The sequence below is a fragment of the Chitinophaga pollutisoli genome (assembly GCF_038396755.1).
In the GTDB taxonomy this organism is placed as follows: Bacteria; Bacteroidota; Bacteroidia; order Chitinophagales; family Chitinophagaceae; genus Chitinophaga; species Chitinophaga pollutisoli.
In genome coordinates this window covers 5,346,532-5,372,855 of record NZ_CP149822.1, presented here as the reverse complement: position 1 = coordinate 5,372,855, position 26,324 = coordinate 5,346,532, and the positions used below count along the sequence as shown (strand labels likewise).

The window sequence follows — 26,324 nt, the reverse complement described above, 5'->3', positions numbered from 1 at the left end:
CAATATATGGAAAGAAGAAAATTTATTCGCGCAGCAGCGCTCGCCACCGCAGGATTTTACATCTCGCACGATCTGTTGGCTAAAACGAAAGGCCCGGTTTACGGGCATAACGGCATGCGGTACACGCTCGACACGAAATGGAGCACGGCGGACGCAACGCGTTTTCCCGTTAAAGATTGCCACGAAATGGTGCAGGACAAAAAAGGCCGCATCTTTTTACTGACCAACGAAACGAAAAACAACGTCCTTATATACAACAAGTCCGGTAAGCTGCTGAAAAGCTGGGGCACCGAATTCCCCGGCGCGCATGGGCTGTCGCTGGCCAGCGAAGGCGGGGAAGAATTTCTCCTCATTACCGACACCGACAAGCACCAGGTCTACAAAACCACGCTCGACGGTAAGATATTACTGACGATCGATTGCCCGATGGACAGCGGGAAGTATACGAAGAAAGAAGCTTTCGTGCCCACGGAAACGACGGTGGCCGATAACGGCGACATTTACATCGCAGACGGCTATGGCGCGCAATTCATTTCCCGGTTCGACCGCAACGGCAAGCTGCTGGCGGTGTTTGGCGGGCGCGGCGAAGGCACTGCGTACCTGGACAACGCCCACGGCATCACGGTAGACCGCCGGAAAGGCACGCCCACACTGCTCGTTACCGACCGCACGCGGAACTGCTTCAAGCGGTACAGCATGGCCGGGGAATTGCTGGAAGTGATCGAGTTGCCAGGGGCATGTGTTTGCCGGCCGGTGATCCGCGGGCAAAACCTTTATGCGGCGGTGCTCCGCTCGCCCGATATGAACCTGGAAGGCAGCGGCTTCGTGACGATCCTGGATAAAGACAACAAAGTGGTATCGAATATCGGCGGAACGGAACCGAAGTATGCCGATGGCCGTTTGCAGCGGATGCAGCAGGCGGAGAAGATCTTCATACATCCGCATGACGTGTGTGTAGACGACGATGAAAACATTTACGTAGCGCAATGGGCTTCGGGCAAGGCGTATCCCTATAAACTCGGCAGGGTCTGATGAAACAACCGCAAATTAAATGGCAATACCTGGGCGGAAGATTGCTTTTCGCCTGTAATATATTCGTGCTGGTTTTACTGCTCGCCGGCGACCGCCTCGCCGTTCCTTCCTGGCTCCAGGTGGCGGGGCGCATGCACCCGCTGGTGCTGCATTTCCCGATCGTGTTGCTGATGCTGGGGGCGGTGCTCCCGTTCATCCGGCTGCGCGAACCTGAGGCGGCGCGGTGGAAAGACCAGCTGACGGCGGGGCTCCTTTTACTGGGCGCGCTCAGCACGGCTGTGACCGTGATGATGGGTTTGTTCCTGTCGCGCGAAGAAGGATACCCGGCCGATGGCGCGCTGTTCTGGCATAAATGGGGCGGAGCGTTGTTGCTGTGGACCGCTTCGGCCTGCTACTGGCTCCGCGATTCGATAAAGATCTGGGTGCCAAAAACGCTATCCGTCGCCATGGTGGCGCTATTGATGATAACGGGGCACTTCGGTGCAGTGGTCACCCACGGGGAAAATTTCGTACTGGCGCCCGTAACACCGGCCTACCAGGCCCCGCAGGTGCCGCTGGAACAGGCGGAACTGTTCGCGCATGTGGTTAGGCCGATCCTGGAAGAAAAATGCATGAGCTGCCACAACCCTTCCAAAGCAAAAGGGGGGCTGGATATGAAAGCGGAAGATAAAATGCTTTCAGGTGGAAAGAACGGCAAGCTGTTCATCCCCGGCGATCCCGCGGCGAGCCTGCTAATGCTGCGTCTGCATCTTCCGGAAGCAGACAAAAAACACATGCCGCCGGCCGGCAAACCCCAGCTGACGGACGACGAGATCGCCATCCTCCATCACTGGATCCAACAAGGCGCGGATTTCAAAGGAATGGTGAAAGCCCTCCCCGCGCAGGATACCCTCCGCCTCCTCGCCGCCGCCCGCCTGCAACCCGCAGGAACGGATAACAGCCTCGCGCAGTTGCCACATGCAGACGAATCCCTCATCGCCAAACTCAACAACAATTACCGCGTGCTGTACCCCGTGGCGCTCAACGCCGCGCCGCTCGTGGCCAACTGGTACAATAAAGACAAATTCGATATCGCCTCCGTGAAAGAACTGCTGCCGGTAAAGGCCCAGCTCACGGAAATACACCTGCAGAAAATGCCCGTCACCGATGCGGACCTGGAAGTGCTGGCGCAATTCAAAGAGCTCCGCGTCCTCAACCTGAGCTTCACCCAGGTAACCGGCAAAACGCTCGGCGCACTGGCAAAACTCCCGCACCTGGAAAGCCTTTCCGTTTCCGGCGCGCCCGTTACCCTGGAGCACCTGCTAGCCCTCAAAAAAGCGCCCGCACTGAAAAAGCTCTACGTCTGGAACACCGCGCTCACCGCCGAAGACATGCAAAAGGCGCAGGCCGCGTTCCCGCAGGTGGCGGTCGTGAAAGGTTTCGACAACGAAAACAGCGAGCGGCTCAAACTCAACCAGCCCACGCTCGTCAATACCAATTCAGTTTTCGGGAAAAACATGCAACTGGTGCTGAAACACCCGGTGAAAGGCGTTGAGATCCGCTATACAACGGATGGTTCCGCGCCGGATTCCCTGCAATCACCCGTGTTTGGAGATAGCCTCCTGCTCACTCAAAGCACCGTCGTCCGCGCCATCGCCTGCAAGAAAGGCTGGTACGCCAGCGATCCGGTGCAATATTCCTTCAGCCAATCCACTTACCGGCCAGATAGCATGGCGCTGACCAGTTTCCCGGAAGGACAGTATGTTGGCGAAGGCGCCAAAACGCTGATGGACGAAAAGAAGGGAGATTTCAACTACGGCAACGGGAAATGGCTCGGTTTCAACAGCCGTCCCATGGATGCGGTGGTGCTCTTTGCTGAAGCGGTACCTTTGAAACAGGTTTCTTTCAGTACATTCCGGCACCTGGATGCGTACATCTTCCCGCCGGAACAGATTGAAGTCTGGGGCGGAACCGACGCGAAGCACCTCCGCCTGCTGAAGAAACTCTCGCCGCCGCCGGGGCAGAAAGGCGAGCCCAACAGCACTATCACGTATGATTGCAGTTTCCCTGAAACACAGGTTTCCTGCCTGAAGATCGTGGTAAAACCCATCGCGAAGCTGCCGCAGTGGCACCCTGGCAAGGGGAACCGCGGCTGGGCGTTCGTGGATGAAGTGATGTTCAATTAAACGAATCCGACAATAGCAAAGCCCCGTACATCGCTGTACGGGGCTTTCTTTATGCGTTGACTGCAGGCTACTTGAAGATGGCTTCGAGTTTGTCTTGCAGCGCTTGTTCGCGGAGGTCTTTGGCGATCACTTTGCCGCTGGGGTCCAGCAGGAAGTTGGTAGGCACGGCGCGAATGCCGTATTCTTCCACGATGGGGCTCTTCCAGCCTTCGAGGTCGCCCACGTGCGTCCATGTGAGGCCGTCTTTGGCGATGGCCGCGAGCCAGGCGTCCTTCTTCGTGTCGAGGGTAACGCCGAGCACGGTGAAGCCTTTATCTTGGTACTTCTGGTAAGCCGCCACTACGTTGGGGTTCTCCTTCCGGCAGGGACCGCACCAGCTGGCCCAGAAATCCACCAGCACGTATTTACCCTTGAACGATGAGAGTTTCACGATGTTACCGCTGGTATCCGCCAGGGCGAAGTCTGGCTTGGCGCCGATGCCCGTTTTGGAAGCGATGCGCTGGTGTTCGGTAATTTGCTGGCCGTAAACGGAGTTTTTCGCTGCGGGGGCCAGCATGGCAAACAGGCGCTCCACTTTCGGCGGGTTCGGGTAATCGATGAAGCGGTGGATGATAATCAGGGGCGACACGGGTGATGCCGGGTAGCGGCGCACAAACTGGGTAACCGCGGAATCCAGTTCATTGTCGAGGTCCGCGAATCCCTGGCGTGCCTGCGCCAGGCCTACGGAGTCCTTCGCTTTGGTCGCGGAATCGATGCGCTGGTATAATCCGCCGGCTTTCTTCGTGATCCCGCTCCAGGTGCTCCCCCACTCCAGCCACTGCGCCTGTGAAGCCGAGCCCTTCAGTGCGGCGTTCGCCAGGTTACTGTCGGCCGTAAAGGTCATCGGTTTGTTTTCCCCGATGAAGCTATATCCGCCGCGGGCGCCTTCCACGCTCAGAAACTGCAGCGTAGCGCCCTTCAGCTTGCCGGAGAAAGAGAAGGAGCCGTCTTTGCTCACAACAGAATCCGACTTGTTTGACTTCCCTTCCTGCCAGCGCAGGTACACTTTCTTTCCTTCGATGCCCGCCACGCGGCCCTTCAATTTGAAGCCCTGCTGAGCGAACAAGGGCATGCCTGCGGCGAGGCATCCGATCAATATGCTAATTTTTTTCATCTGCTATATTCGATTTATGGTACTTTATAACCGATATCCACGATTCTTCCGAAGCCGCCGTAGGCGTTACCCGACAGGCTGATATCCCCGATGTTGGACACATCGAAAATGTACACGCGTCCCGCCGTACCGTTCCAGGTGGCCGCTACCAGTTTCGAAACGCCGCCCGGCTCGCGCCGGAATTTCATACTTGTCACCTGCTCAGTTGCAGGAAACACATGTTCCTCAGCCGCAGTATTCGAAGTGGTTTCGTAACGCATGATTTTGTTGCCGGTAGCATAAAATATATGCGGGGTGATAGTAGAACCCGCCGCCGCCGTCAGTTGCGCGGCACCCGGTGCGTTCATCTGCTGTTTGGCCAGCGTGATCACCGGCGATTCTCCCGTATTCACGATCGCCTTGAATTGCAGCAGCCAAGGCACCCCGGCCGCATCTTTCATTACGGCATTGTAATACCTTGTTACGTTAGCCGAATCCATGAACACCAGGTCCATTCCGGTATTGTTCATATCGAATTCCGTGCTCACCTGCGTCGGAAAGCGCTGCAACCCGCTGGTGGCCACCGACAGGAAGCGCTTGCCCACATTGTCGTGCACAATGGCCGTATAAGTGGAACCGCCCACCACGTAAGGCGATACGGTATAATTCGGCGTTCCCTCCGGCGTCAGCAAAACACCACCCCACTTCTTGGAACCCGGAAAACCACCCACCAGGTTGGCATGCACCTTCCCGTCGTTGATCGCAATCCCCATCGAAGCCGAAGGCGTCCATCCCGGAGGGGTATTGCTCATCCAGGTCTGCACCACGGGCTTCTGCACCTCCGGTGCGAGGAAGAACAGGTATCCGAAATCGAACTTATGCTGCAGTGTCTGGTAATTCAACTCCATCCCGCCGTTTTCATACAACAGGTACATCCTGCGCGAGGAAGCCGATATATCGTCCGTAATCGACCACGCCGACAGCTCCAATTTCACCGGCTTGCCTATGGTAAGGCCGGCATTGATCGTGGAATAGATTTGATGCTCTGCCGAACCGTCGGGCAGAATCATCGAAAAATCACTATTGTTGCCGATCTGCTCCAGGAACATCCAGCCGCGGGCGTATTTGTTGCCGATGGTGAGATTGTAATAATGAACACCCGAAAGACCGGTGCGCTTATCCGTCACCTTATACCCCAGCCGGTAGTTTTGCCCCAGGATAAACACAGGGCTCCCAACTTTAATGGCCAGGTTCCGCTCTCGCGAAACAGTGTCGGTTGGCACAACATAGGAGGACGACGGACTGTTGTCGTAAACGGTCCATTCATACATCAGGTCTGCCTCCGCCGCAGGCATCGACTGCTCGATATCCGGCGAAATTTTCAGGCTGTCATTGAACACCACGCTCAACGCTTCCGGCGCACTGCCGCCTTCGATCACGATTTTGTTAACAGGCTTGTAATCGTAATTTCCATTGTCTTTATAACATCCTGCCAGGCTTACCGCCGAAAGCAGGGTCAGTATTTGAATTCTCATTGCAATGCGATTAATCGGTTAAGGGAATTCTACACGATCTCCGTTTTCGTCTATCATCGGCCCAAATTGCTCCTCGTATTTATACAAGGCATATTTCACCGTCTGGATGAGGAATTGCTGATCAGCCGGGAAAATGGTGCTGTTCCAATCCGTTTTGCCGGTAGACTGGATCATGAACCGGAATTTCGTCTCCGAATACGCTCCGAAGCTGCCGGCCAGGCTCACATCCCAGCGCGCGGGTTTCAGCAACTGGTCGGTCACGCTGATCTTGTAATGCAAACGGTCGATCGGCGAAGATGCGGGCTTGTCGTTGTACCCCGGCTTGAAATCTGCGGATTCCTGAACAGACAAGTCTATGGTCAGGATGCTATCTTTCATTCCAGGTTTGCGGTACAGGATGACGGGAATACGCTTCTGGAAAGAATCCGCCGGCATGACCAGCGGCCCCATCTCAAAGTGGTATCCCAGTTTCGCCGTGGAAGTGTCCGAAACGGCGATGTTGATGGCGCGGTCTTTATCAGCAGGCAAGCCCATAATGCGCAGCGTGATCCATGCCGTGTCTTTCATCAGCGATGCATCCTTCACGGCGAAGGAATACACGAGGCTGTCGGCGTTCACGACGTTCTTGGTGAAATAGATCCGCGAATCCTGCTGGTACATCAGCCGGTCGTCCTGTCTGCAGGCCGCAAGAGATGCGAAGGCAGACAATATGGCAATATATCTGAGTTTCATGTTGCTCGAATTTATTTACCGAACTGGATCTCATCCAGCGGCAGGGGAAAAATGTATTTCGTTTCTGTCATCGTGCCACCCACGCCGTCGGGGATCGTGGCGGTATTTTTCCGCTTGAAGTAATACCAGAGTTGCCCTTCGCCGTAAAATTCCTTCCGGTACTCCTTCATGATTTCCGCTTCCAGGTTGGTGGAAGAGGCGAGCTCGGGGAGGCCACGCGCGGAGCGGACGGCATTGAGGAATCCCAGTCCGTCGTCGGGATTGGCGGAAGCTTCGGCTGCGATGTAATACATTTCCGGCACGCGGATCACAGGCACCAGGCGCTGCCTTACGTTCCGCTCATTATCCGCATGGAACTTCCTCGTGTAGATGTTGCCCTGGGTCGTTGCCACTGTCCAGAACGAGCGCGCCTGCACCGGCAGGCGAATATCCGTTCCATAACCCGGCATGCTCGCTTCGAACATGGTGTTGATCTTCGTTTGCGTGTTGTACAGGTCGCGCCCGTCGTCGTTGAACGATACCGCCGCTTTGAAAATGTTGTCAGATACACGCTTGAGGTGCGACACATAAATCGAGAAGATGTGCTCGCGGGTCAGGGTAAGGTCGGAATCGATGGCCGCAGGATCGGTGCTAACCACGTCGGCGGCGGTCATCAGGCGGAATTTATTGCTGGCAATCACTTCCTGTGCGTATTTGAGCGCATTCGGCTTATCGCCTTTATACAGGTACATACGGGCAAGCAATGCCTTTACGGCCCAGTAATTCAGGTGGTTTTGCCGGAACATGAGGAAAAGGTCGCCGCTGGTGGAATTCTGGTTATTGGCAATCTGGTCGATATCGGTGTGGACAGACAGCAATTCCTCCGCTTCCAGCAGCTCCGCTTCGATACGGGTAAGTATCTGTGCTACGGATTGCCGTTCTTTCGGCATAATCGTAAATGCGTCCATGTACGGAATGGCTGGTTGGGCATCGTTAGCCGGGCCGGGAACGGGTGCGTACAGCCGCAGCAGGTCGAAGTGCAGGAAAGCCCGCAATGCCAGAGACTCACCTTTGATGATCCGGTAGGCCTGTTCGCCGAGGAGCGATTTCCCGTTGTCGACATTCCGCAGGATATAGTTCGCCTGGGCGATGCAGGCGTAAGAAGTGGCCCAGATCTCCGCTATCTCGTTTTCCACATTCAGCCCGGTGGCGTTGTAAGTATAATTGTAACGCGCGAGCTGGCCATACCAGTTACCCGTGCCCGCCTTGTTTTCGTAGCGGCCAGCCAGTAATTCCACCAGTCCGAACGAAAGGTTGTTGCCGTACAGCGAATCCGCTGCCGAACGCTGGTAGATACCGAACAAGGCATCGATATAACCCTGGCGGGAAGAAAACTGCTCGTCTTCCTTCATCTGCGTTTTCGGCGTCACATCCAGCCACTTGGAACAGGCGCCCAGCATGGAAGCTGCTGCCATCATTCCCCCCAATATCAGTATGCGGTATTGTTTCATATCAGAAAGTAGTTTGAATTTGGAGCGTATAAGTTTTCGAGAAAGGATAATCCAGCCCGCGCTCGCGCCGGATGCTGGAGAACCGGAACAGATCACCCGTGAAGAACGTGATGCGGGTGTTTCTCATGCGATACTTGTCCATCATCCCGTCCGGGAAACGGTAATACACCGACAGGCTCTCGCAGCTCAGCTCATTATCATCCTGCACGAAGCGGGAAGATGCGCGCGTGAGGCCATTGTTGCCGCCGGAAGCATTCCTGATGCCTTTAAAGAACACCACGTCGCCCGGCTTCATCCAGCGCTCTTCCGCCACCCGGCGGTCTACGTTATACATGGAGGCGTTCACGTTCTCCACCCGGTCGATCAGCGTCTGGTTATACGCCTGCCCGCCATAGCGGAACCGGAAAAATACGTTCAGCCCCACGCCACGGATCTCGGCGTTGGTACCGAAGGTGCCTTGTACTTTCGGCTGCCTGTCGCCAACGATGATCTGGTCGAGCGGGCTGTAGGTGTTGGTAAGCCTGCCGTCGCGGGTAAGGAAGATCTCCTCGCCCGTGGAAGGATCGATGCCCAGGCTGGGCACCACCCAAATGGCCGTGGTGGATTGCCCCGCGGCATAGCGCGGCAGCGGCGTGGACGATAAAGTCGTATCCGCGCGCTTGTTCATCTGCGCGATGGTATTGGAAACCCTTTCGATGGAATTCTTCACCTGGAACGCATTCACGAACACCGACCAGTTGTCGCGGCTATTCACGCTGTTGATGATATTGTAACGGGCGCTCACTTCCCATCCTTTGTTCAGCACATCGCCCATGTTCTCATAATAGAAAGGGAAACCGGTAGACGGCGCCGTGGAGATCCGGGCGATGCTGCCCTGGGTGCGGTCTACGAAGTAGTTGGCCGTCACGTCCAGCTTGTTGAACAGGGTAATGTCTGCACCGAAGTTAGACTTGCGCGTTTGCTGCCAGCCCAGCGCCGTGTTGCCGTAGCCCATCAGGCCCGAGCCCACGATGCCGCGGTAGTCGGACATCGGGAAGTACTGGCTGGTGGTAACGCCCAGGTAACTGTCGAAATTCTGGGAACCGGTATAGCCGAAGGTATAGCGCAATTTCAGGCGGTTGATCCAAGAAATATCCCGGATGAAGGATTCGCGGTGCAGGTTATAACCGAGGCCCACCGACCAGAAAGGCGCGAAGCGGCGTTCGGACCCAAAGCGCGACGAGCCATCCACCCGGTACGATACGTCGACCAGGTAACGGCTATCGTAAGAATAACTCAGGTTGCCGATGAAGCCGGCCAGGCGCGCGGTGCTCTCCATTCCGAAAGGCCGGTCACCTTCCGCGTACTTGCCGCCGAGGATGAACTGGTCCATACGTGGGTTGGGGAACCCAACCACTTTCACCGTAGCCGTGCTGTAAGCTTGCTCCTGAAGGTTGGTCGCCAATGTGCTGTAAATGCTATGCTTGCCAAAAGACTTGTTTATGTCCGCGCCCAGGAAGCCGTCCAGCGAAGTATTGATCCCCGTCGAACGGGTGTAGCTGCCTTTCTCGAAGGTCGGCGTTTGTACGAATGCCGTATGCTGCGCAGGCCGGAACACGTTCGCTTCGTCGTTCTGGCGCATATACGCCAGCCTGGCGTTCACGCGGAGCCAGGGCTTCGCCTGCCAGATCAGCACGAAATTGTTGGTGAGGTTGTAATAGCTGCGGTTGTCCACTGTATTCAGCGTCGTGTTGTACAACGGGTTGAGCGCTCTGCCGGGGTTCTGCCCGTCCAGGTTGTCGTACAGGTCGAACTGGGAAAGCCGGTTGCCGCTGGGGCCGTATACTTCCTCCAGGAACATTTTCATATTGCCATGCTCGTCGTAAGGCGTCCAGTACGGATTGAGCTGTGTGTATTGACGGAAATGCCCGTAGGGCGAATTGTTGGCCTTGTTGAAACCAAGGGAAAGTTCATTGCGGAATTGCAGGTTCTTGTACCGGTAGCTCAGGTACGTACCCGCCATGATATTCCGGCGGTCCGAGCCTTTCATCACGCCTTCCCGCTGATCGTAGCTGAGGTTGACGCCATACAGCGCCTCGTTCCCGCCGCCTTCCACGTAAATGTTATGTTTCTGGCCAACGGCTGCCCGCAGCGGCAACGCCATCCAGTCGGTATTCACGCCGCGCTCCACTTCCCCGAGGCGGTGGTTGTAGTACAGTTTATAATTCTCATCCTGCCAGTTCCAGGTATTATCATACGTGCCGATGCTGCGCTCAAAATTCAATTTCTCGCGGGCGTCCAGCAGGTCGTACCCGCGCAGGTCCGGTGCTTCCACGTTCACGTTGCCGCTGTAGGTGATGTTGAGGCGGCCGCTTTGCGGGCGGACGGTCTCGATCACGATCACCCCGTTGGCCGCGCGCGAACCGTAGATCGACGTAGCCGCAGCATCCTTGAGGATATCCACTTTCGCGATGCGGTTCAGGTCGAGGTCGTTGATGCGCTGCAGGTTCACCTCGAAACCATCGAGGATGAACAGGGGCACGTTCGGTGAATTGGCGTAGTTGAAAGTATTGGCGTTGTTACCCGCGCTGAGGTCTACCAGGCTGTTGCCGCCGCGCAGCGTTACTTCGGGCAGCGCGTTCGGGTTGGAGCCGAAATTGAGATTGTCGGGCATCTGGAACGAGGGATCCAGCGCGCTGAGCGCGGTCAGGACGTTGTTGTTGGTCACCTTGTTGAGATCTTCTCTCGTAAACGAAGAAGCCGCGCCGGTGAAGTTGGCCTTCGGTCGGCTGTACATCCCCGTCACTACCACGTCTTTGATGGACTGCTGCGAAGCCTTGAGAGAGATGGTCAGCGCCTCTCCCGCTTTCGGCGTCACCGTCTGCGATTCGAACCCCAGGTAGCTAATCTGCAGCTGCTCGCCGGGATTTACCTGGATGGCGAACTCCCCTTTCAGTCCCGATACCATGCCCCTGGAAGTGCCTTTCACGACGATGGTGGCGCCCACAATAGGTTCCTGCGTTTTCGCGTCGATCAGCCGGCCTTTCACTTCCACCGGGTCGTTGCTGGCCTCCTTCTCCGGCTCCTGCCTGCGCACAGGCTCGCCGGCCTTGAGGATGACGGTTTTGTTGTTGATGGAATAAGACACCGGCTGCCCTTCCAGCGCCGCGTTCAGCGCCTGTTGCAGGCTGGCGTTGGTGACACGCAGGGTCACGGGTTTGGCATCCTTCAGGCTGGCGTTGTTGTAGATGAAGGAATACCCTGTCTGTTTCCGCAGCTCCCGGAAGACTCCGGACAGCGGCATGTCTTTCACGGTAAGGGTCACCTGCTGCGCTCCGGCCTGTCCGGCCGCGAGTATCAATAGCAGGATGAAGCATGCAGTACGGACAATGCTCCGCCTGCCCGCCCCTGGGGGCGAATTAAGATAATAGGTACTTCTCATACTGGTACAGTACGTTTAAAACATTACAAATAGCAACTGCGAATGCGTCACGATGGAACAGCTTCCAGATTTTGGCTTATGAGGATCACTTACGGCCTGGCCGTTACAATCCTGTTCTCGGTATGGAAATGAATGGTACCCGTCATTTCCAACATTTTCAATACTTCTGATAAATTTTCCCCGCGGGAGATTTGTCCTGTGAATACAACTCCCTTCAATGTTTCCGTCTCATATCTTGCTTCGATGTTATACCATCGGCTTAATTGCATCATAATTTCGGCCAGCGGCGCTTTCGTAAAAATGAACATGCCGTCTTTCCACGCCGCTGCGTCTTCCGCATAAGGATCATCTTCCACGGTCATACGGCTGCCGCGGTCCCACCGGGCCGACTGCCCTGGTTTCAGCGTCACCGCATGCTGCGGCGATTGCAGGCGCACGGCGCCTTGCAGCAGTACCGTTTTCTGTTTCTCGCTTTCGTATGCCGACACGTTAAATTGCGTGCCGAGCACAGCCACTTCCATATCGGGCATGGCCACGATGAAGGGATGCGCCGGATCTCCCTGGATGTCGAAGAATGCTTCGCCCCGCAGTTCCACGCGCCTTTCCGCGCCCCTGAACGATGCCGGGAAACGCAATTGCGAAGCGGCGTTGAGCCAAACGCGGCTGCCGTCGGGCAAGCGCACCTGGAACTGACCGCCCCTGGGTGTGGCGATGGTGTTGTATACCGGGGGGCCATCTGCCGCGGCTTCGTCTTCGTACACCAATTCAGTACCCGCCGCCTTCGCTACCGTAGCGCCGCCTTGTGCGGCGAGCGCACCATTGCGGGCGGTATCCAGTTCAATCACGGAACCGTCAGCCAGGGTGAGCGTGGCCTTGTCGCCGCCGGGGCGAACGTCGGCCATCATCCCGGTGATGGCGGTTGTATTGGGAGATGGCGTGGATCGCAGCAGGTACCAACCCGCAGCACATATTCCCGCGAGCACAGCCGCGGCGGCGAGGCGCCTGGGCCATATGCGGCGAACGGGCCGGGTGCGTTGCTGCACCTGCTCCAGCATCCTGCGTCGTACAGCGGCGGCATCTCCCGGTAATTCGCCGGAAGCGGCGACATTGTCGTACCAGGCGTGCAATTCCGCCTGCTCCGCTTCGGAGGCGGTGCCTGCCAGGAATTTTCCGGCCAGTTCTGCTATGCGTTGATGATCCATCTGCTGTAAGTATAGAGTCGTCTCAAAAAGGATTACCCTTAGTGAATGTTAAATATTTTTTATAATAATGTGGCACGGAATCAGAAAAAGAGATGAAATGCCCTGCCAAGGCTGATCCGGATGGATTTGAGGGCTTTGGTAAGATGGGCTTCGGCGGTTTTGAGGGAGATGCCCATTTCTTCGGCTACATCGGGCAGCGCGCGGTCGTGGAGTTTGCTGGCGCGGAAAACCAGGCTGCACTTTTTGGGGAGCTGGTCGCTCAGCTTGCCGACCATTTCGAGCAGCAGCTTGTCGTCGATCTGCCCGGGGGCTTGCGCATGCGGCGTGTAGCGCTGTGCGGCGTGATGGTGCTCGCGGCGGCGGCGGGCATTGTCGAGATGGCGGAATACGGCGTAGCGGAGCATCGCCGCCAGATAGGGCTGCACCGACTGAACGGTCAGTTCGCCACGCTTCTGCCAGATGTTCACGAAAACGTCCTGCACCAATTCCTCCGCCGCCTCCGCATCTTTCAGGTGAAAATACGCGGAAGCGTACAACCGGTCCCAGTAACGCTCGTAAAGTTCTGTAAAAGCCTGGTGATCGTCTCTGCCTATTCGTGTAAGTAATTCAATATCCTCCAAAGCAAGCCCCAAATTGGTTGATTGATTCTATACAAATGGTTGATTCGTTGCACAAAATACAATAAAATGTCTATTGTGGTGCAAAATTTTCTTCATCTACCCCTACATTCATTACATGTTAACAGCAATTAATATCGGGATATAGCAATTATTTTGAGGTCGATCTTCTTTCAATCAGCCGCGATTTCAGCACCACATCTCCTTTCGCCCCGCCCTTTTTCCGGATAATACGCAGCAACTCCCGCGCCGCGGTTTCCCCGATTTCGAATGCAGGCTGGGTGATGGTGGTAAGCGAAGGATTCAGCAGCGCCGCCGTCTGCAGATTAGAAAAACTGATGACCTTAATATCTTCCGGAATTTTCAGTTGCACCTGCTCGCACACCCGGTAACACACTACCGCCAGCTTTTCCAGCGATGCAAATATGCCATCGGGCTTTTCCTTTTCCAGCATGTTGCGGATGGCGGCGAACGCTTCGTCGTTGTCGTTGGTACATTCCAGGATGAGCGGCGCCGGCTGCTTCGAATATTTCTCCAGCGCCTCCAGGTAGCCGCTTTCCCGGATTGTGCCTACGGGAATGCTCTTATGCACCTTCAGGTAAGCGATCTTTTTGCAACCCGTATCGATAAGGTGCCGCGTGGCGGTGACGGCGCTTTCGTAGTTGTCGGACGTCACCTTCACATTATCCAGCCGCTCGCTCACCCGGTCGAACAGCACCAGCGGGATGCCTTTGCGGTTCAACTCTTCGAGGTGCTCGTTATTGTTGTTTTCGTCGGTGATGGAAAGCAGCACGCCATCCACCCGGCCATTCGCCAGCGTATTGATGAAAGAAACTTCCAGGGCGTGATCGCCATGGGTGAAATACAGGAGGAAATGATACCCCTGTGCCTGCGTGATCTTCTCGATCCCGCTGATGACAAGCGAAAAGAAATCATTCACCATATCCGGGATCACCACTGCAATAATTTTCGACTTCTGTCCGCGCAAACCGCTGGCATTCGGATTCGGCTGGTAATTCAGCCGCTTGGCCAGGGCAAACACCTTCTCCTTCGTCTCGGGGCTTATTTCATGGCTATCCCTTAATGCACGTGATACTGTAGAAATGGCGAGATTCAGTTCCTTTGCCAGATATCTGATGTCAATCTTATTCATGAATCTGCTCGAACCTCTTATAAAATAACGCTTTTCCAACGACATGTTACGCAAAACAACCCGCTTTTCACGGAAACGTTTCCGTAAAAAAATCGATTTAGCGTTATAAGTTTGACTAAGTTAACCGTCGCAAATATAGTTCCACAAAGTAATACCACGTTCGAAACAGTAAATTATTATGACGAAACACATGACTTGCACCAGCTGATAACCAGCCTGTACCGCTGTATTATTCCTGTCCCGTGACGCACCGATTTTCTTGACACGCCTCCGTGCCAGGACACAGCCCGGACATGCATATCATCCATCCTTCAACCGCCCCGGCAGGGCGCGGATGGGCTATCTGCGTCCCTTTTCAACCGAAATCAGAACACGTATTAATACCATCAATTGAACATTCACGCTATGAAAAGATCAGTATCCAGCATGGCCCTGCTCAAATACCATTTGTATCTGAGAGCTTCCATCGGGGTCATCATCTGCCTGAGCCTCTCGCTGTCAGCCGCAGCGCAGAAGCCCGACAGTTCCACTCGCATCCATACTTTCAACGGCAAACAACTGCTGCAGGAAGTAACGGGATCTTTCTCGCAGATCAGGGGCGCTTCCGTAGAAAACGTGCCGGTCATCAACAACGAAAACCGCTTTCAAGGTTTGCTGTCGGGACTATTCGTCATGCAGAACAACGGCGAGCCCGGCGACGAAAGCGCCACCTTCCAGATGCGCGGCAAACGCACCTTCCGCACCAACAGCCCCGTGATCCTCATCGACGGATTCGAACGGAGCATGGACTTCCTCGATCCCAACGAAATCGAAAGCATCACCGTCCTGAAAGACGCTGCGGCTACGGCGCAATACGGGCTGCGGGGCGGCAACGGCATCATCCTCGTCACCACCAAACGCGGACAGGAAGGCAAAATCAAGATCACCTTCAACGCACGCGCCGGCGTCAAGGCCCCTACCACAAAGCCCAACCTCCTCAATTCGTACGACTACGCCACACTCTACAACGAAGCGCTCACCAACGACGGGAATGCGCCGCGATACAGCGAAAGCGACCTGGAGAAATACAAGAACGCGTCGATGGGGATTTACGCATCCGATATGGACCGCTACCTCTACCCCGACATCAACTGGTACGACCAATACATGAACAAATCCACCTGGCAACAGCGTTACAGCGCCAGCGTGGAAGGCGGCAATAAAAACGCCCGCTACTTCCTTTCCGCAGGATACACCGGCAACAGCGGGCTGTATAAAGTCGACAAATCCGCCAATACTTATAATACCAATGCGGACTTCAACATGATCACCCTCCGGTCCAACATCGATGTGAATGTGAACAAACGATTCGGCATTTCGCTCGATATCTCCGGCAGGCAAGAGCAGCGTACCTATCCCGGCGCCCGTGGCGACGCGGCGCTGCGCGTTTTCCGCTCGCTCTACAAAACGCCACCCAACGCCTTCCCCGTGTTCACGCCAGATGGCAAGCTGGGCGGTACGAAGGACTGGTCCGCCAACCCTTACGGCCTCCTGAACCGGCAGGGGTATTCACTGTATTATGTCCGCAGCATGTTTGCCACGCTCCGCGCCAAACACGAGCTCGACTTCATTACCCCCGGACTTTCCGTGCAGGGTACCGTGGCGTTCGACAGCTGGTACGACATGGTGACCAACCGCAGCAAAGGCTTCAAAGTGTTTGACCTGCGCCAGCCCAGCGGCGACGTGGAATATAATCCTGACGGCAGCATCAAATACGTGGAAACCGGGTCGGATTCGCAGATGTCGTCCGGCGTGGAATACCCTTCCACCCGCCGTATCCTCAACTATGAAGGCGCGCTGAACTACCAGCGCACGTTTGGACTCCACGCCGTGTCTGCCGTTGTGGCGATGAACCAGCGGATTATTTCCACGGAAGACGGCACCAATATCCCCAGGGCTTACCTCGGCGGCAACGGGCGCGTGTCTTACGCGTTCAACAAACGTTACCTCGCCGAATTCAATTTCGGTTATCAGGGATCCGAACAATTCCTGCCCGGCCACAAATTCGGTTTCTTCCCCGCGGCTTCGCTGGGCTGGGTGCTGACGGAAGAAAATTTCCTGAAGGATAATTCCTGGATCAACTTCCTCAAGCTGCGCGGCTCGTACGGCATCACCGGCAACGACGATATCGGGGGATATTTCCTCTGGTTCCAGAAATACGCAGGCGCCGGCGGCGTGAATTTCGGGTATACGTCGGTGGGCTACAGCGGCTGGAACGAAACGGCCTTCGCGTTGGACAACGTGACCTGGGAAAAGGTACATAAAACGAATGTGGGGATAGATGCGGTGTTCCTGAAGAACAGGCTGAACGTGACGTTTGATTACTTCTACGAAAAGAATACCGACATCATGATCCAGCCCGCCCTTCCCTATCTGATGGGTATCCGTTTCCCGGATTTCCCGATCGGGATCATCGAAAACAAAGGCTTCGACGCATCGCTGCGGTATACCCAGCAGTTCGGCGGCCTCGAGGTTTCGCTCCTCGGTACGGTGACGCGCGCGGAAAACAAAGTGATCAACCGCGGCGAGGAAATCCCGCGCTTCGCGTACCAGGCCCGTACCGGCCGCCCGCTCGACGCCATATACGGACTGGAAGCCCTCGGGTTGTTCCAGAACCAGGACGAGATCGACGCGAGCCCCACGCAGACGTTCGGACAGGTTCGTCCGGGTGACATCAAATACAAAGACCAGAACGGCGACAACGTGATTGACGCATACGACGAAGTATACCTTGGCCAGGGGAACTTCCCCACGCTGCAATACGGCGCGGGACTGGGGCTCCGTTTCAAGGGCATCGACCTCAACCTGCTGTTCACCGGCCAAAACGGCCAGCAGCTGGGCCTCACCGGCGAATCCGTATGGGAATTCCACGACAACGGCACCGTGCGCGACCATCACCTTGGGCGCTTCAATCCGGAAGATCCTTCCAGCCAGGCGAACGCCACTTATCCGCGCCTTTCCCTCAGCAACAAAGCCAACAACCAGCGCACTTCCACCTACTGGCTGCGCGATGGCAACATGGTACGGCTGAAAACGCTGGAACTGGGATATACCTTGCCGAAAAAATTCGCGGAAAAGATCCGGCTCGACAATGCGCGCATCTACGCCAGCGGCTACAACCTCTTCACCTGGTCGTCCACCGGCCTGGTAGACACCGAAGCCCGCTCCAGCCACTACGTGCTGTATCCGATCCAGCGCATCATCAACGCCGGTATCAGTGTCACCTTCTAAAAGCTTGAAAATGAAAAAACGTAACCTGACGATACTTTCCATACCCATCTGCCTGGCGGCGGCATCCTGCATGAAACCGCTGAACGTGGTGCCGGTGGAGTTCAAATCCGCCCAGTTCGTGTTCAGCGACTCCGGCCGGGCCGAGCTCTTCATCAACAACGCCTACACCGACCTCCCGGCAGACGTGTCCAATTCCTTCAACTGGCTCGACGGCAACGCCATGCTGGCTTCCGCGACCGACGAAGCGATGCACGTTTCCACCAACAAAACCGTTCCTTCCGCTGCGCAGCGCATGAGCGCCGGCAACTGGAACCCTTCCAACATGAAATACTGGCGCGCGGGCGACGGCGCGGGTGAGATCGGCGCCTGGATGAAGTACGGCGGCTATCATGGCAACCGCAAAGCCAACACCGCCATCAAAAACCTCCATCTTTTGCCCTCCACCGTTACCGACCGTTTCCGTAACCGCATGATGGGCGAGGCGCTCTTCCTTCGCGCCCTCCACCACTGGTTCCTCTTCCAGCGCTGGGGCGGCATCCCGATCGTGGACCGATCGTTCGAAGCTTCCGAAGATGTGCTCATTCCCCGCAACTCGGTGAAGTCGGTCGTGGATTTCATCGTTCGCGACTGCGACGCGGCGTTTGCCCTGCTGCCCGAAGAGCCCTATTATGAGCCGAATGAAGTGGGCCGTGCAGACAGGGGCAGCTGCCTGGCCCTCAAAGCGAAAATATTGCTGTACGCCGCCAGCCCGCTTTACAACCGCGCCGGCGCGGATTCCCTCACGGCCTACACCACGCCCGTGGCCGACCGCTGGGCGATTGCCGCCCAGGCCGCGCAGGACGTCGTGAACCTGAACTGGTATACGCTCTACAAACCCGGCGCCAACGGGCAAACGAACTATTCCAGCTTCTTCAACGCCTGGGGCGCCGGCACCACCAACCGCGAGCTTATCTTCGCCCGGCTGCGCACGCCCAACCGCGATACGGAAAACGACAACTTCCCGGCTGGGTTTACCAACGCGAGAGGCGGCACCTGTCCTTCCCAGGACCTCGTGGACGCCTATGAGATGGCGGACGGCACGCTTTTCAGCTGGAACAACGCCACGCACGCCGCTGCACCCTACGCCAACCGCGATCCCCGGTTCTACGCCAGCATCATTTATAACGGCGCGCGTTACAACCGCTTCGCCGGTCAGAACAATTACACGTTCCAGATCTTCACCGGCGGTGTGAATGCCAGCGGAAACGCCAAAACCGAAACGGGATATTACCTCAACAAATTCATGGATTACGCCAACGTAAACCCCGCACAGGGCAACGGCAATACTTATCACAACTGGGTGTATTTCCGGTATGCGGAAGTGCTGCTCAACCTCGCCGAAGCCGGAAACGAAGCTGGCGGGCCCTCTTATGTGGCTGCGTCCGGCGGACTGACGCCCGTTCAGGCGCTGAACCTCGTACGCGAGCGCGCGGGCATGCCCACCGTCGAAACGGCGATGGCCAACCGCGGCGTTGCACTGAACCAAACTACCCTGCGCGATTTCATCCGCAACGAACGCAGGATAGAACTGGCTTTTGAGGATCACCGGTACTTCGATGTAAGGCGGTGGATGACGATCGAAACCCTGCCGAAATTCATCCGCGGCGTGGAAATCACCCGCAACGGCGATGGCTCATTTACGTATGACCCGACCGTGCAGGTGGAACAGAAGCTGTTCGACAAGAAACATTACTTCTTCCCGATCCCGCAAATCGAAATGAACCGTAATCCGCAAATGCGCCAAAACCCGGATTGGCAATAAAATCAAGACAGATGAAAAAAATACTAACGTTCCTCATACTGCTCTGTTTTTCCATCCCGGCAGCGATGGCTCAGAGCAAAACCATCACCGGGAAGGTGGTGGACGCCGCCGGCGAGCTCCTGATCGGCGCCGGCATCACGGAGAAAGGCACCTCCAACCGGACGGTCACCGATCCCAAAGGCGAGTTCAAAATCACGCTGACCGGCAACGCCCCCGTGCTGCAAATCACATACGTGGGCTATGTGACCCAGGAAGTGACGGTTGGCGCTAAATCCATCGTACACATCACCCTCGAATCCGACGCCACCAAGCTCGGCGATTATGTGGTGGTCGGTTATGGTACACAGAAGAAAGCCAGCGTGGTAGGCGCCATTTCCCAGGTGAAAGCCGAAGAACTGCAGCGCGCATCCACCCCCAATCTTTCCAACGCCATCGCCGGGCGTGTATCCGGCGTGGTAACCGTCATGGGCTCCGGCAAACCGGGCGCCGACGATGCGCAGATCTACATCCGCGGGATGGCCACCACCAATACTACCGCGCCGCTGGTGCTGGTCGACGGGGTGGAAAGGGAATGGCAGCAGATCGATCCCACCGACATTGAGACCTTCTCCGTGCTCAAAGACGCATCCGCCACAGCGGTGTATGGCGTCCGCGGCGCCAACGGCGTAATCCTCATCACCACCAAACGCGGCGCCCCCGGCCGGCCGGTACTGTCTATTTCGACGCAGGCCGCCGTGCAGCAACCCATCCGCAAACCCGATTACCTCGGCTCCTACGATTTCGCGCTGCTCACCAACGAAGCGCTGAAAAACGAAGGCAAACCAGCCGAATATACCGCCAGCGACCTCGAGCATTACCGCCTGAAGAACTCGCCGTACACGCACCCGGACAATGACTATTATGAAGACTTCATGCGCAAGGCTTCCTGGCAGCAGCTGTCGAATGTGAGCGTAAGAGGCGGCAACGAGGTGCTGTCGTACTTTATCTCCGCCAACCACCTCCACCAGGAAGGGCTGTACAAGGAATTCAGCAATTCCCGTTACCCGACCAATACGGTGTACGACCGCATGACCTTCCGCTCCAACCTCGACTTCACCGTGAACCCCACGCTCAAACTGGGGCTCGATCTGACCGGGCGGTTCGAGGAAAGGAAACAGCCCAACTTCGAAGAAGACCTGTTCGATAAACTGAGAAGGCTGCCCCCGAATTTTCAATCTTACATCAACCCGGATGGCAGCATCGGCGGGCGTTCCGACGAAAGCCGGTTGTCGCCGTATGCCCTGCTCTCGCAGTTCGGCAACCGCCACCGCAACAAGAACGTACTGGAAGGTGCTTTCACCATCAAGCAAGACCTGAACAAGATAACCAAGGGCTTGTCGTTCCGCACGCTGGTAGGTTTCGTCAGCTCCATCGAATCGCGGCGCGACATCGTGGAGAAGCCTTTGTTGTATGAGTACACCCGTTTCGGGCAGTACCTCCTCAACAAAAACGCCACGGAAATTTCCATTTCGACAGACCGGAAGCCAGGCTTCCGGCGGCAGCATTTCGAAGGGTCGTTGAATTACAACCGCACCTTCGGCGATCATGCGGTAACGGCCATGGTGCTGTACCAGCAGATCCAGCAGTTTGAAGAAGCCAGGATCCCCACGGGGTACCTGGGCTGGGTGGGGCGCGCCACTTACGGATACCGGAATAAATACCTGTTTGAAGTGAACGCCGGTTACAACGGCTCCATGCAATTCGATCCCAGCCGGAGATACGGATTTTTCCCGGCGGTTTCGCTGGGATGGGTAGCTTCCGAAGAAGCGTTCTGGGGAAGGGATAATTTCGTCAACTACCTGAAAATCAGAGGCTCATATGGCGAGATTGGCAACGACAGGATCGGGAAGTTTAACTATCTCTACGAGCAACGGTACAATTATGCACCGGCCGAAGACGGCTGGAGGATCTACTGGGGCGAGCAGCCCGGTTCAGAAAGGGGCATTATCGAAGGGCAGCCCGGCAACGCTTTCGTAACCTGGGAACGCGCGAAAAAATCCAATATTGGTTTCGATGCGCGGATGTGGGATAACCGCATCACCCTGACGGCCGATGTTTTCGCGGAAAACCGCCGCGACATCCTCGCCATCCCTTATTCCGTCCCCCTCGTGTTCGGCATGAACAACCCCCAGAACGACACCCGGAAAGACGGTCAGGGCCTGCCCCCCGAAAACCTCGGACGCGTGCGCAACAAAGGCTTTGACATGGAGCTTGGGTTCAACGACAAGAAAGGCGACTTCACCTACTTCTTCAAAGGCAACTTCACCTTCGCCCGCAACGTTATCCAGCGGATTGACGAAGAAGGCAAACGGTATGACTGGCAGAAAAGGGAAGGCCGCCAGATCGGCCAGCACTTCGGGCTGACCGACATCGGCCTGTATTCCATGGACGATTTCGAGCTGGATGCCAACGGACAGCTGCAACTGGAAGGCGGTTTCCCTGTACTCAAAAGCAAAATGCCCATTCCTTCCTACGGCGTGGTGTATCCCGGCGATATCAAGTACGCCGACCGTAACGGCGACGGGCTGATCGACAGCTACGATGAAGGCGCCATCGGCAAGGGAGTTGTTCCGGAATTCATTTACGGCCTCACCGTAGGCGGCAGCTACAAAGGGTTTGACGTCAGCGCGCTGTTCCAGGGCGCGGGCGGGGCGGATATGTATTTCAGGGAAGACGCGGTGTGGGAATTCAGCCAGCTCGGGAAAGTGATGCGCCATCACCTCGGCAGGTACAACCCCGATGATCCTTCCAGCTGGGACAAAGCCACTTATCCCCGCCTTCACCCCACGGAAAATACCAACAACCACCGCAAATCCACTTACTGGCTGTATACGCGGAATTACGTACGGCTGAAAACGGTAGAGATCGGCTACAACCTGCGCAAGCCGCTCCTGTCGCGCATGCGCATGTCAAGCGCCCGCTTTTTCGTGAACGGAAACAACCTCATCACCTGGGACAAAATGATGAACTGGGACCCTGAATCCGACAGCGAGATCGGCAAAGCCTATCCCCAGCTGAGAACCTGGAACGTGGGCGTCAGAGTAACCTTGTAAAACAGCAATCATGAAAACGAGTATCAAAAAACTGACATACTTCCTCCTGCTCCTCACGCTCGCGTCGTGCACCAAAGACGGCGCGGGGCTGCTCGACAAAGCGGAATCCGGCGACCTGAATGAGGAAAGGGTGTTTACCAACGCCAAATACACCAAGGAATTCCTCACGGACATTTACCGCCGCATCCCCTACAGCTGGGATAACAACGTGTATCTCGACGCCTGCACCGACGACGGTGAATCGCGCCCCTGGTGGGGATGGGTGAACAACGTACACGTAGGCGCCTACAATCCCACCAGCATGCCCGACAAGTTCAAGCGCTGGGCCGATTATTACGCCGCCATCCGCGCCTGCAACCTTTTCCTCAGCAAGATCGACAATGTGCCAATAGACCCGGAGCAATATATGAACTCCGTTGAAGTGCGCGACCGCCTGAAGTACGAAGCCGTGCTGCTGCGCGCCTATTTTTATGCGGAGCTCGTTCGCTGGTACGGCAGCGTGCCGCTGATCACGAAAGTGCTGACACGCGATTCCCCCGAATTGCTTTCCGGCCGCGCGAGCCTCGCCGAGATGCAAAAGTTCATCAGCGACGAATGCGACCGTGCGGCAGCCAACCTGCCGGCGCGGCAAACCGGCAGCGACTACATGCGCGTGACCAGCGGCATGGCCAAAGCTGTGAAAGCCCGGGTGATGCTGCACCTCGCCAGCCCGCTCTTCAACAGCAACACCTCCGGCAGCGAAAGCCCCTGGTCGTGGGGCGGCTACGATGCCAACCGCTGGCTCGCGGCGGCTGAGGCGGCAAAAGCCGTGATCGATCATACCGACGAAAACGGCGCGCCGGTGTATAGCCTGGTGGTGAGAACGGAGCCCAATAACTATTTCGGCACCCGGGTCACCTATCCCGGTTCCATGAAAGCGATGGGCTGGTTCAACGTATTCATCACGCGGGTGAATACGGAATATATCCTCGGTTACGCCCGGAAAGGCCTCACCAACGAGCTCGATAAATGGCAACTGCCCGGCGCCATGCAGCGCTCGGGCGACGCTTCCTACACCCTTCCCACCTACAACTACGCCGCGTGCTTCGAGACCAAAGACGGCTACCCGGTATATCAGACCGACGAGTACGGCGTGCCGAAACTGGACGGAAACGGGCAGTTCCTGGTGAACGCAGCTTCGGGATTTGATCCGCAGCAGCCATACGCAAACCGCGACTCCCGGTTCTACCATTCACTTTGGTACAACGGTTCCATGTTCAGCGGGATCACGTTTAACCCATGGCGGGGCGAAGACGGATCCTTCGGGCAGGAGTTCCTCAACGGCTACGCCCACACCGGCCTGTTCCTGCGCAAGTTCATGGATCCGAAAAACATTTCCATCAACAACAGCGGCGTGCAAGGGCAAACCAACCACAGCTTCCCCGTGTACCGCTTCGTGGAAATGCTCCTGAACTACGCCGAAGCCATGAACGAATACCTCCCCGACGGCGCCGACCGCAGCGAGGCCATCGCCGCGCTGGACAAAATCCGCGCGCGGGCAGACATGCCTTCCGTGGCCGTCACTTTCGCCAACAACGGCTGGAATCCGGCCAGCCAGGCGCAGCTGCGCAAGTTCATCCGCAACGAACGCAGGATAGAACTGGCGTTCGAAGATCACCGCTTCTTCGACATCCGACGCTGGAACATCGGCGAACAGACGCAGAAAACCGTGTACGAGCACGATATCCTCAAAAAAGCCGACGGTTCTTTCGTGTATAAAATCCTCGTCTGGGAAAGAAGGGTGTTCCAGCAGAAACATAACCTGCTGCCCATTCCCCAATCCGAGGTGAACAATAACCCGAACATGCAACAAAATCCAGGCTGGTAAAACTGAACAACCATGAGAAACATACTTTTAATATGCGCCGCAGTACTGGCGGTTTTCAGCAGCTGCAAAAAAAGCGACAAGGAATTTTTCGACAAGTTTCCGCCGGAGATCCTGTTTTATGAAGGCAGTGCCGTGCAGAACCCGGACTTTGTAGCGGTGACATTGCCCGCCGGCGTTTCCGAATGGAACGTAAAAGCCCGCGTGAGCGCGCCCTTGAAGCTGAAAGAAATTAAAATGTACAAGCAAACCGGCGGCGCGGAAACGCCCCTGGAATCCTATAATGACTTCCGGCTGTCGCCGAACGTGTACCATGTCAACTACGTGCTGACGGGTATAACGGCGGAAACCACCATCCGCATCGACGCCACCGACCTCGACGGCAAGCCCACGAGCAGGACATTCGTCATACGTGTAACACCGTAACGTGCTATGAGAACGCCGGCTCCTTCTGGGGCCGGCCTTTTTCCTTCCGCCAAAATTTCCTAATAGAAAAAGCCTTCGGTATCCGAAGGCTTTTTCTATGCTTTATTGTTTAATCAGCCAATTTTTACCGATTTGCCACCTGCGGCGGCGGAGGCGTAGATGGCTTCGATGACTTTCATATCACGGAGGCCTTCCTCACCCGGCACGTTATTGGGCCGGTTTTCGAGGATGGCTTTACATACGCCATCCATGTGCGCAGCTTGCTGGTTGATGTGGGTGAACGGCATGGCGCCGGTACTGGTGCGCCCTTGCTGGCCGCCGTAGCCGTAGGCGTTATTCACTTCGAACCAGCCTTTTTCCGCCGCGGCGTAAAGCCGGTTTACGCCAGTGATATAGGTGGTGAACGAATTGGCGATGGCGCCGTTGGGGAATTGCAGTTGCCAGGCCAGGGATTCCTCCACGTCTTTAAACTTGACGGGATCGGTTTTCGGGAATTCCTGCGCCGTCACGGAAATGGGCTCCAGCCCGATGGTGTACCGGGCGCCCTGGATGGCGTAAATGCCGACGTCCATCAGCGGGCCGCCGCCGGAGAGGGCGTGCTTGAGGCGCCATTGATTGGGATCTCCGGCCCGGAAGCCATCGCTGGCTTCCACGAGTTTCACTTCCCCGAATACTTTCTCCCGGCTCAGCCGCATCATTTCCAGGTGGAAGGGATCGTAATGCAGGCGGTAGCCGATGGCGAGCTGTTTGCCCGCTTTTTTACAGGCGTCGATCATCTGCCGGCCTTCCGCCACGCTCACGGCCATGGGCTTTTCGCAGATAACGTGCTTGCCGGCCTTTGCCGCGCGGACGGTGAATTCCGCGTGCATGGAGTTCGGAAGCACGATATACACCACATCGATGTCCTTATTGTCCGCTATGCGGTCGAAATTTTCATAATTGTAGATGTTCTTCTCCGGGATCCGGTACTTCTCCACCCACTTCGGGATCTTCGACGGCGTGCCCGTGACGATGCCGCGCAGCTCCACGAACTGCGTCTGCATCAGGGCGGGCGCCAGCTGATTGGTGGCGTATCCGCCGAGGCCTACCAGGGCGATGCCCAGTTTCTTTTGTTGGGAAAATCCGGCAAAGCCGGCCAGTGGCGAAGCAACCGCTGCAGCGCTGAGGAGCGCCGAGTAATGGAGGAAGTCGCGGCGGGATTGATGCATGGGCGAGGGTTTTTAAGGTTCGATAAGATAATAAATTCCCAGGGAATCCCAAACCCATATAGGGGTGGCGCCCTGATTTTCCGTCATGATGACAGCAGCACCCGATATCCGCAGCAAAAACCTCGCCCGCAACACTTATCGCCAGGATATCCGCCATCCGGCAACAGCAGTAACCTTTTTGTGT

16 protein-coding genes are annotated in these 26,324 nt (G+C 56.4%); 7 read left to right on the top strand and 9 right to left on the bottom strand.

Annotated features, from left to right (window positions below):
• Positions 1 to 6 precede the first annotated feature (6 nt).
• Both WJU16_RS23000 and WJU16_RS22995 read left to right on the top strand, forming a co-directional pair.
• Positions 7 to 1,032, top strand: coding sequence for a 6-bladed beta-propeller (locus tag WJU16_RS23000; RefSeq protein ID WP_341835699.1), 1,026 nt, complete (start codon positions 7 to 9; stop codon positions 1,030 to 1,032).
• Entirely contained in the window at positions 1,032 to 3,197 is a 2,166-nt protein-coding gene (locus tag WJU16_RS22995; RefSeq protein ID WP_341835698.1) for a c-type cytochrome domain-containing protein, read from the top strand. The genes WJU16_RS23000 and WJU16_RS22995 overlap by 1 nt, the downstream gene beginning before the upstream one ends.
• A gap of 67 nt (positions 3,198 to 3,264) precedes the next feature.
• On the opposite strand, the gene WJU16_RS22990 is transcribed toward WJU16_RS22995, so the two are convergent.
• The 8 genes from WJU16_RS22990 to WJU16_RS22955 all read right to left on the bottom strand — a co-directional run bounded on the left by WJU16_RS22990 (position 3,265) and on the right by WJU16_RS22955 (position 14,479).
• The gene (locus WJU16_RS22990) at positions 3,265 to 4,350 is read right to left on the bottom strand and encodes a TlpA disulfide reductase family protein (protein ID WP_341835697.1); all 1,086 of its coding nucleotides are present in this window, start codon (positions 4,348 to 4,350) and stop codon (positions 3,265 to 3,267) included.
• Between the two features lie 14 nt (positions 4,351 to 4,364).
• On the bottom strand, positions 4,365 to 5,864 hold the full coding sequence (locus tag WJU16_RS22985; protein ID WP_341835696.1) for a PKD-like family lipoprotein: 1,500 nt from the start codon (positions 5,862 to 5,864) through the stop codon (positions 4,365 to 4,367).
• Between the two features lie 18 nt (positions 5,865 to 5,882).
• Positions 5,883 to 6,596, bottom strand: a complete 714-nt coding sequence (locus WJU16_RS22980; RefSeq protein WP_341835695.1) for a DUF4843 domain-containing protein — start codon at positions 6,594 to 6,596, stop codon at positions 5,883 to 5,885.
• 11 nt (positions 6,597 to 6,607) lie between these two features.
• A complete protein-coding gene (locus tag WJU16_RS22975) occupies positions 6,608 to 8,086 on the bottom strand; it encodes a RagB/SusD family nutrient uptake outer membrane protein (RefSeq protein WP_341835694.1) in 1,479 nt (492 codons plus the stop codon).
• Between the two features lies 1 nt (position 8,087).
• Positions 8,088 to 11,507: a SusC/RagA family TonB-linked outer membrane protein gene (locus WJU16_RS22970; protein WP_341835693.1), complete on the bottom strand. Its 3,420-nt coding sequence runs from the start codon at positions 11,505 to 11,507 to the stop codon at positions 8,088 to 8,090.
• Positions 11,508 to 11,596: 89 nt separating this feature from the next.
• A complete protein-coding gene (locus WJU16_RS22965; RefSeq protein WP_341835692.1) occupies positions 11,597 to 12,709 on the bottom strand; it encodes a FecR domain-containing protein in 1,113 nt (370 codons plus the stop codon).
• An 80-nt stretch (positions 12,710 to 12,789) separates the two neighbouring features.
• Positions 12,790 to 13,329 (bottom strand): sigma-70 family RNA polymerase sigma factor, encoded by a 540-nt coding sequence (locus tag WJU16_RS22960; protein WP_341835691.1) that lies wholly within the window; start codon positions 13,327 to 13,329, stop codon positions 12,790 to 12,792.
• Between the two features lie 148 nt (positions 13,330 to 13,477).
• Positions 13,478 to 14,479, bottom strand: a complete 1,002-nt coding sequence (locus WJU16_RS22955; RefSeq protein ID WP_341835690.1) for a LacI family DNA-binding transcriptional regulator — start codon at positions 14,477 to 14,479, stop codon at positions 13,478 to 13,480.
• 405 nt (positions 14,480 to 14,884) lie between these two features.
• Here WJU16_RS22955 and WJU16_RS22950 point away from each other — a divergent pair, with 405 nt between their 5' ends.
• Genes WJU16_RS22950 through WJU16_RS22930 form a run of 5 tightly spaced genes read left to right on the top strand, consistent with a single transcriptional unit; the run spans position 14,885 to position 24,932 of the window.
• A complete protein-coding gene (locus WJU16_RS22950) occupies positions 14,885 to 17,749 on the top strand; it encodes a TonB-dependent receptor (protein WP_341835689.1) in 2,865 nt (954 codons plus the stop codon).
• A gap of 10 nt (positions 17,750 to 17,759) precedes the next feature.
• Entirely contained in the window at positions 17,760 to 19,550 is a 1,791-nt protein-coding gene (locus tag WJU16_RS22945) for a RagB/SusD family nutrient uptake outer membrane protein (RefSeq protein WP_341835688.1), read from the top strand.
• Between the two features lie 11 nt (positions 19,551 to 19,561).
• Positions 19,562 to 22,642 (top strand): TonB-dependent receptor, encoded by a 3,081-nt coding sequence (locus tag WJU16_RS22940; protein WP_341835687.1) that lies wholly within the window; start codon positions 19,562 to 19,564, stop codon positions 22,640 to 22,642.
• A 10-nt stretch (positions 22,643 to 22,652) separates the two neighbouring features.
• Positions 22,653 to 24,509 (top strand): RagB/SusD family nutrient uptake outer membrane protein, encoded by a 1,857-nt coding sequence (locus WJU16_RS22935; RefSeq protein WP_341835686.1) that lies wholly within the window; start codon positions 22,653 to 22,655, stop codon positions 24,507 to 24,509.
• A gap of 12 nt (positions 24,510 to 24,521) precedes the next feature.
• Positions 24,522 to 24,932, top strand: a complete 411-nt coding sequence (locus WJU16_RS22930; protein WP_341835685.1) for a hypothetical protein — start codon at positions 24,522 to 24,524, stop codon at positions 24,930 to 24,932.
• Between the two features lie 113 nt (positions 24,933 to 25,045).
• Here WJU16_RS22930 and WJU16_RS22925 read toward each other — a convergent pair whose 3' ends face one another.
• A complete protein-coding gene (locus tag WJU16_RS22925; protein WP_341835684.1) occupies positions 25,046 to 26,140 on the bottom strand; it encodes a Gfo/Idh/MocA family oxidoreductase in 1,095 nt (364 codons plus the stop codon).
• Between the last annotated feature and the right edge of the window lie 184 nt (positions 26,141 to 26,324).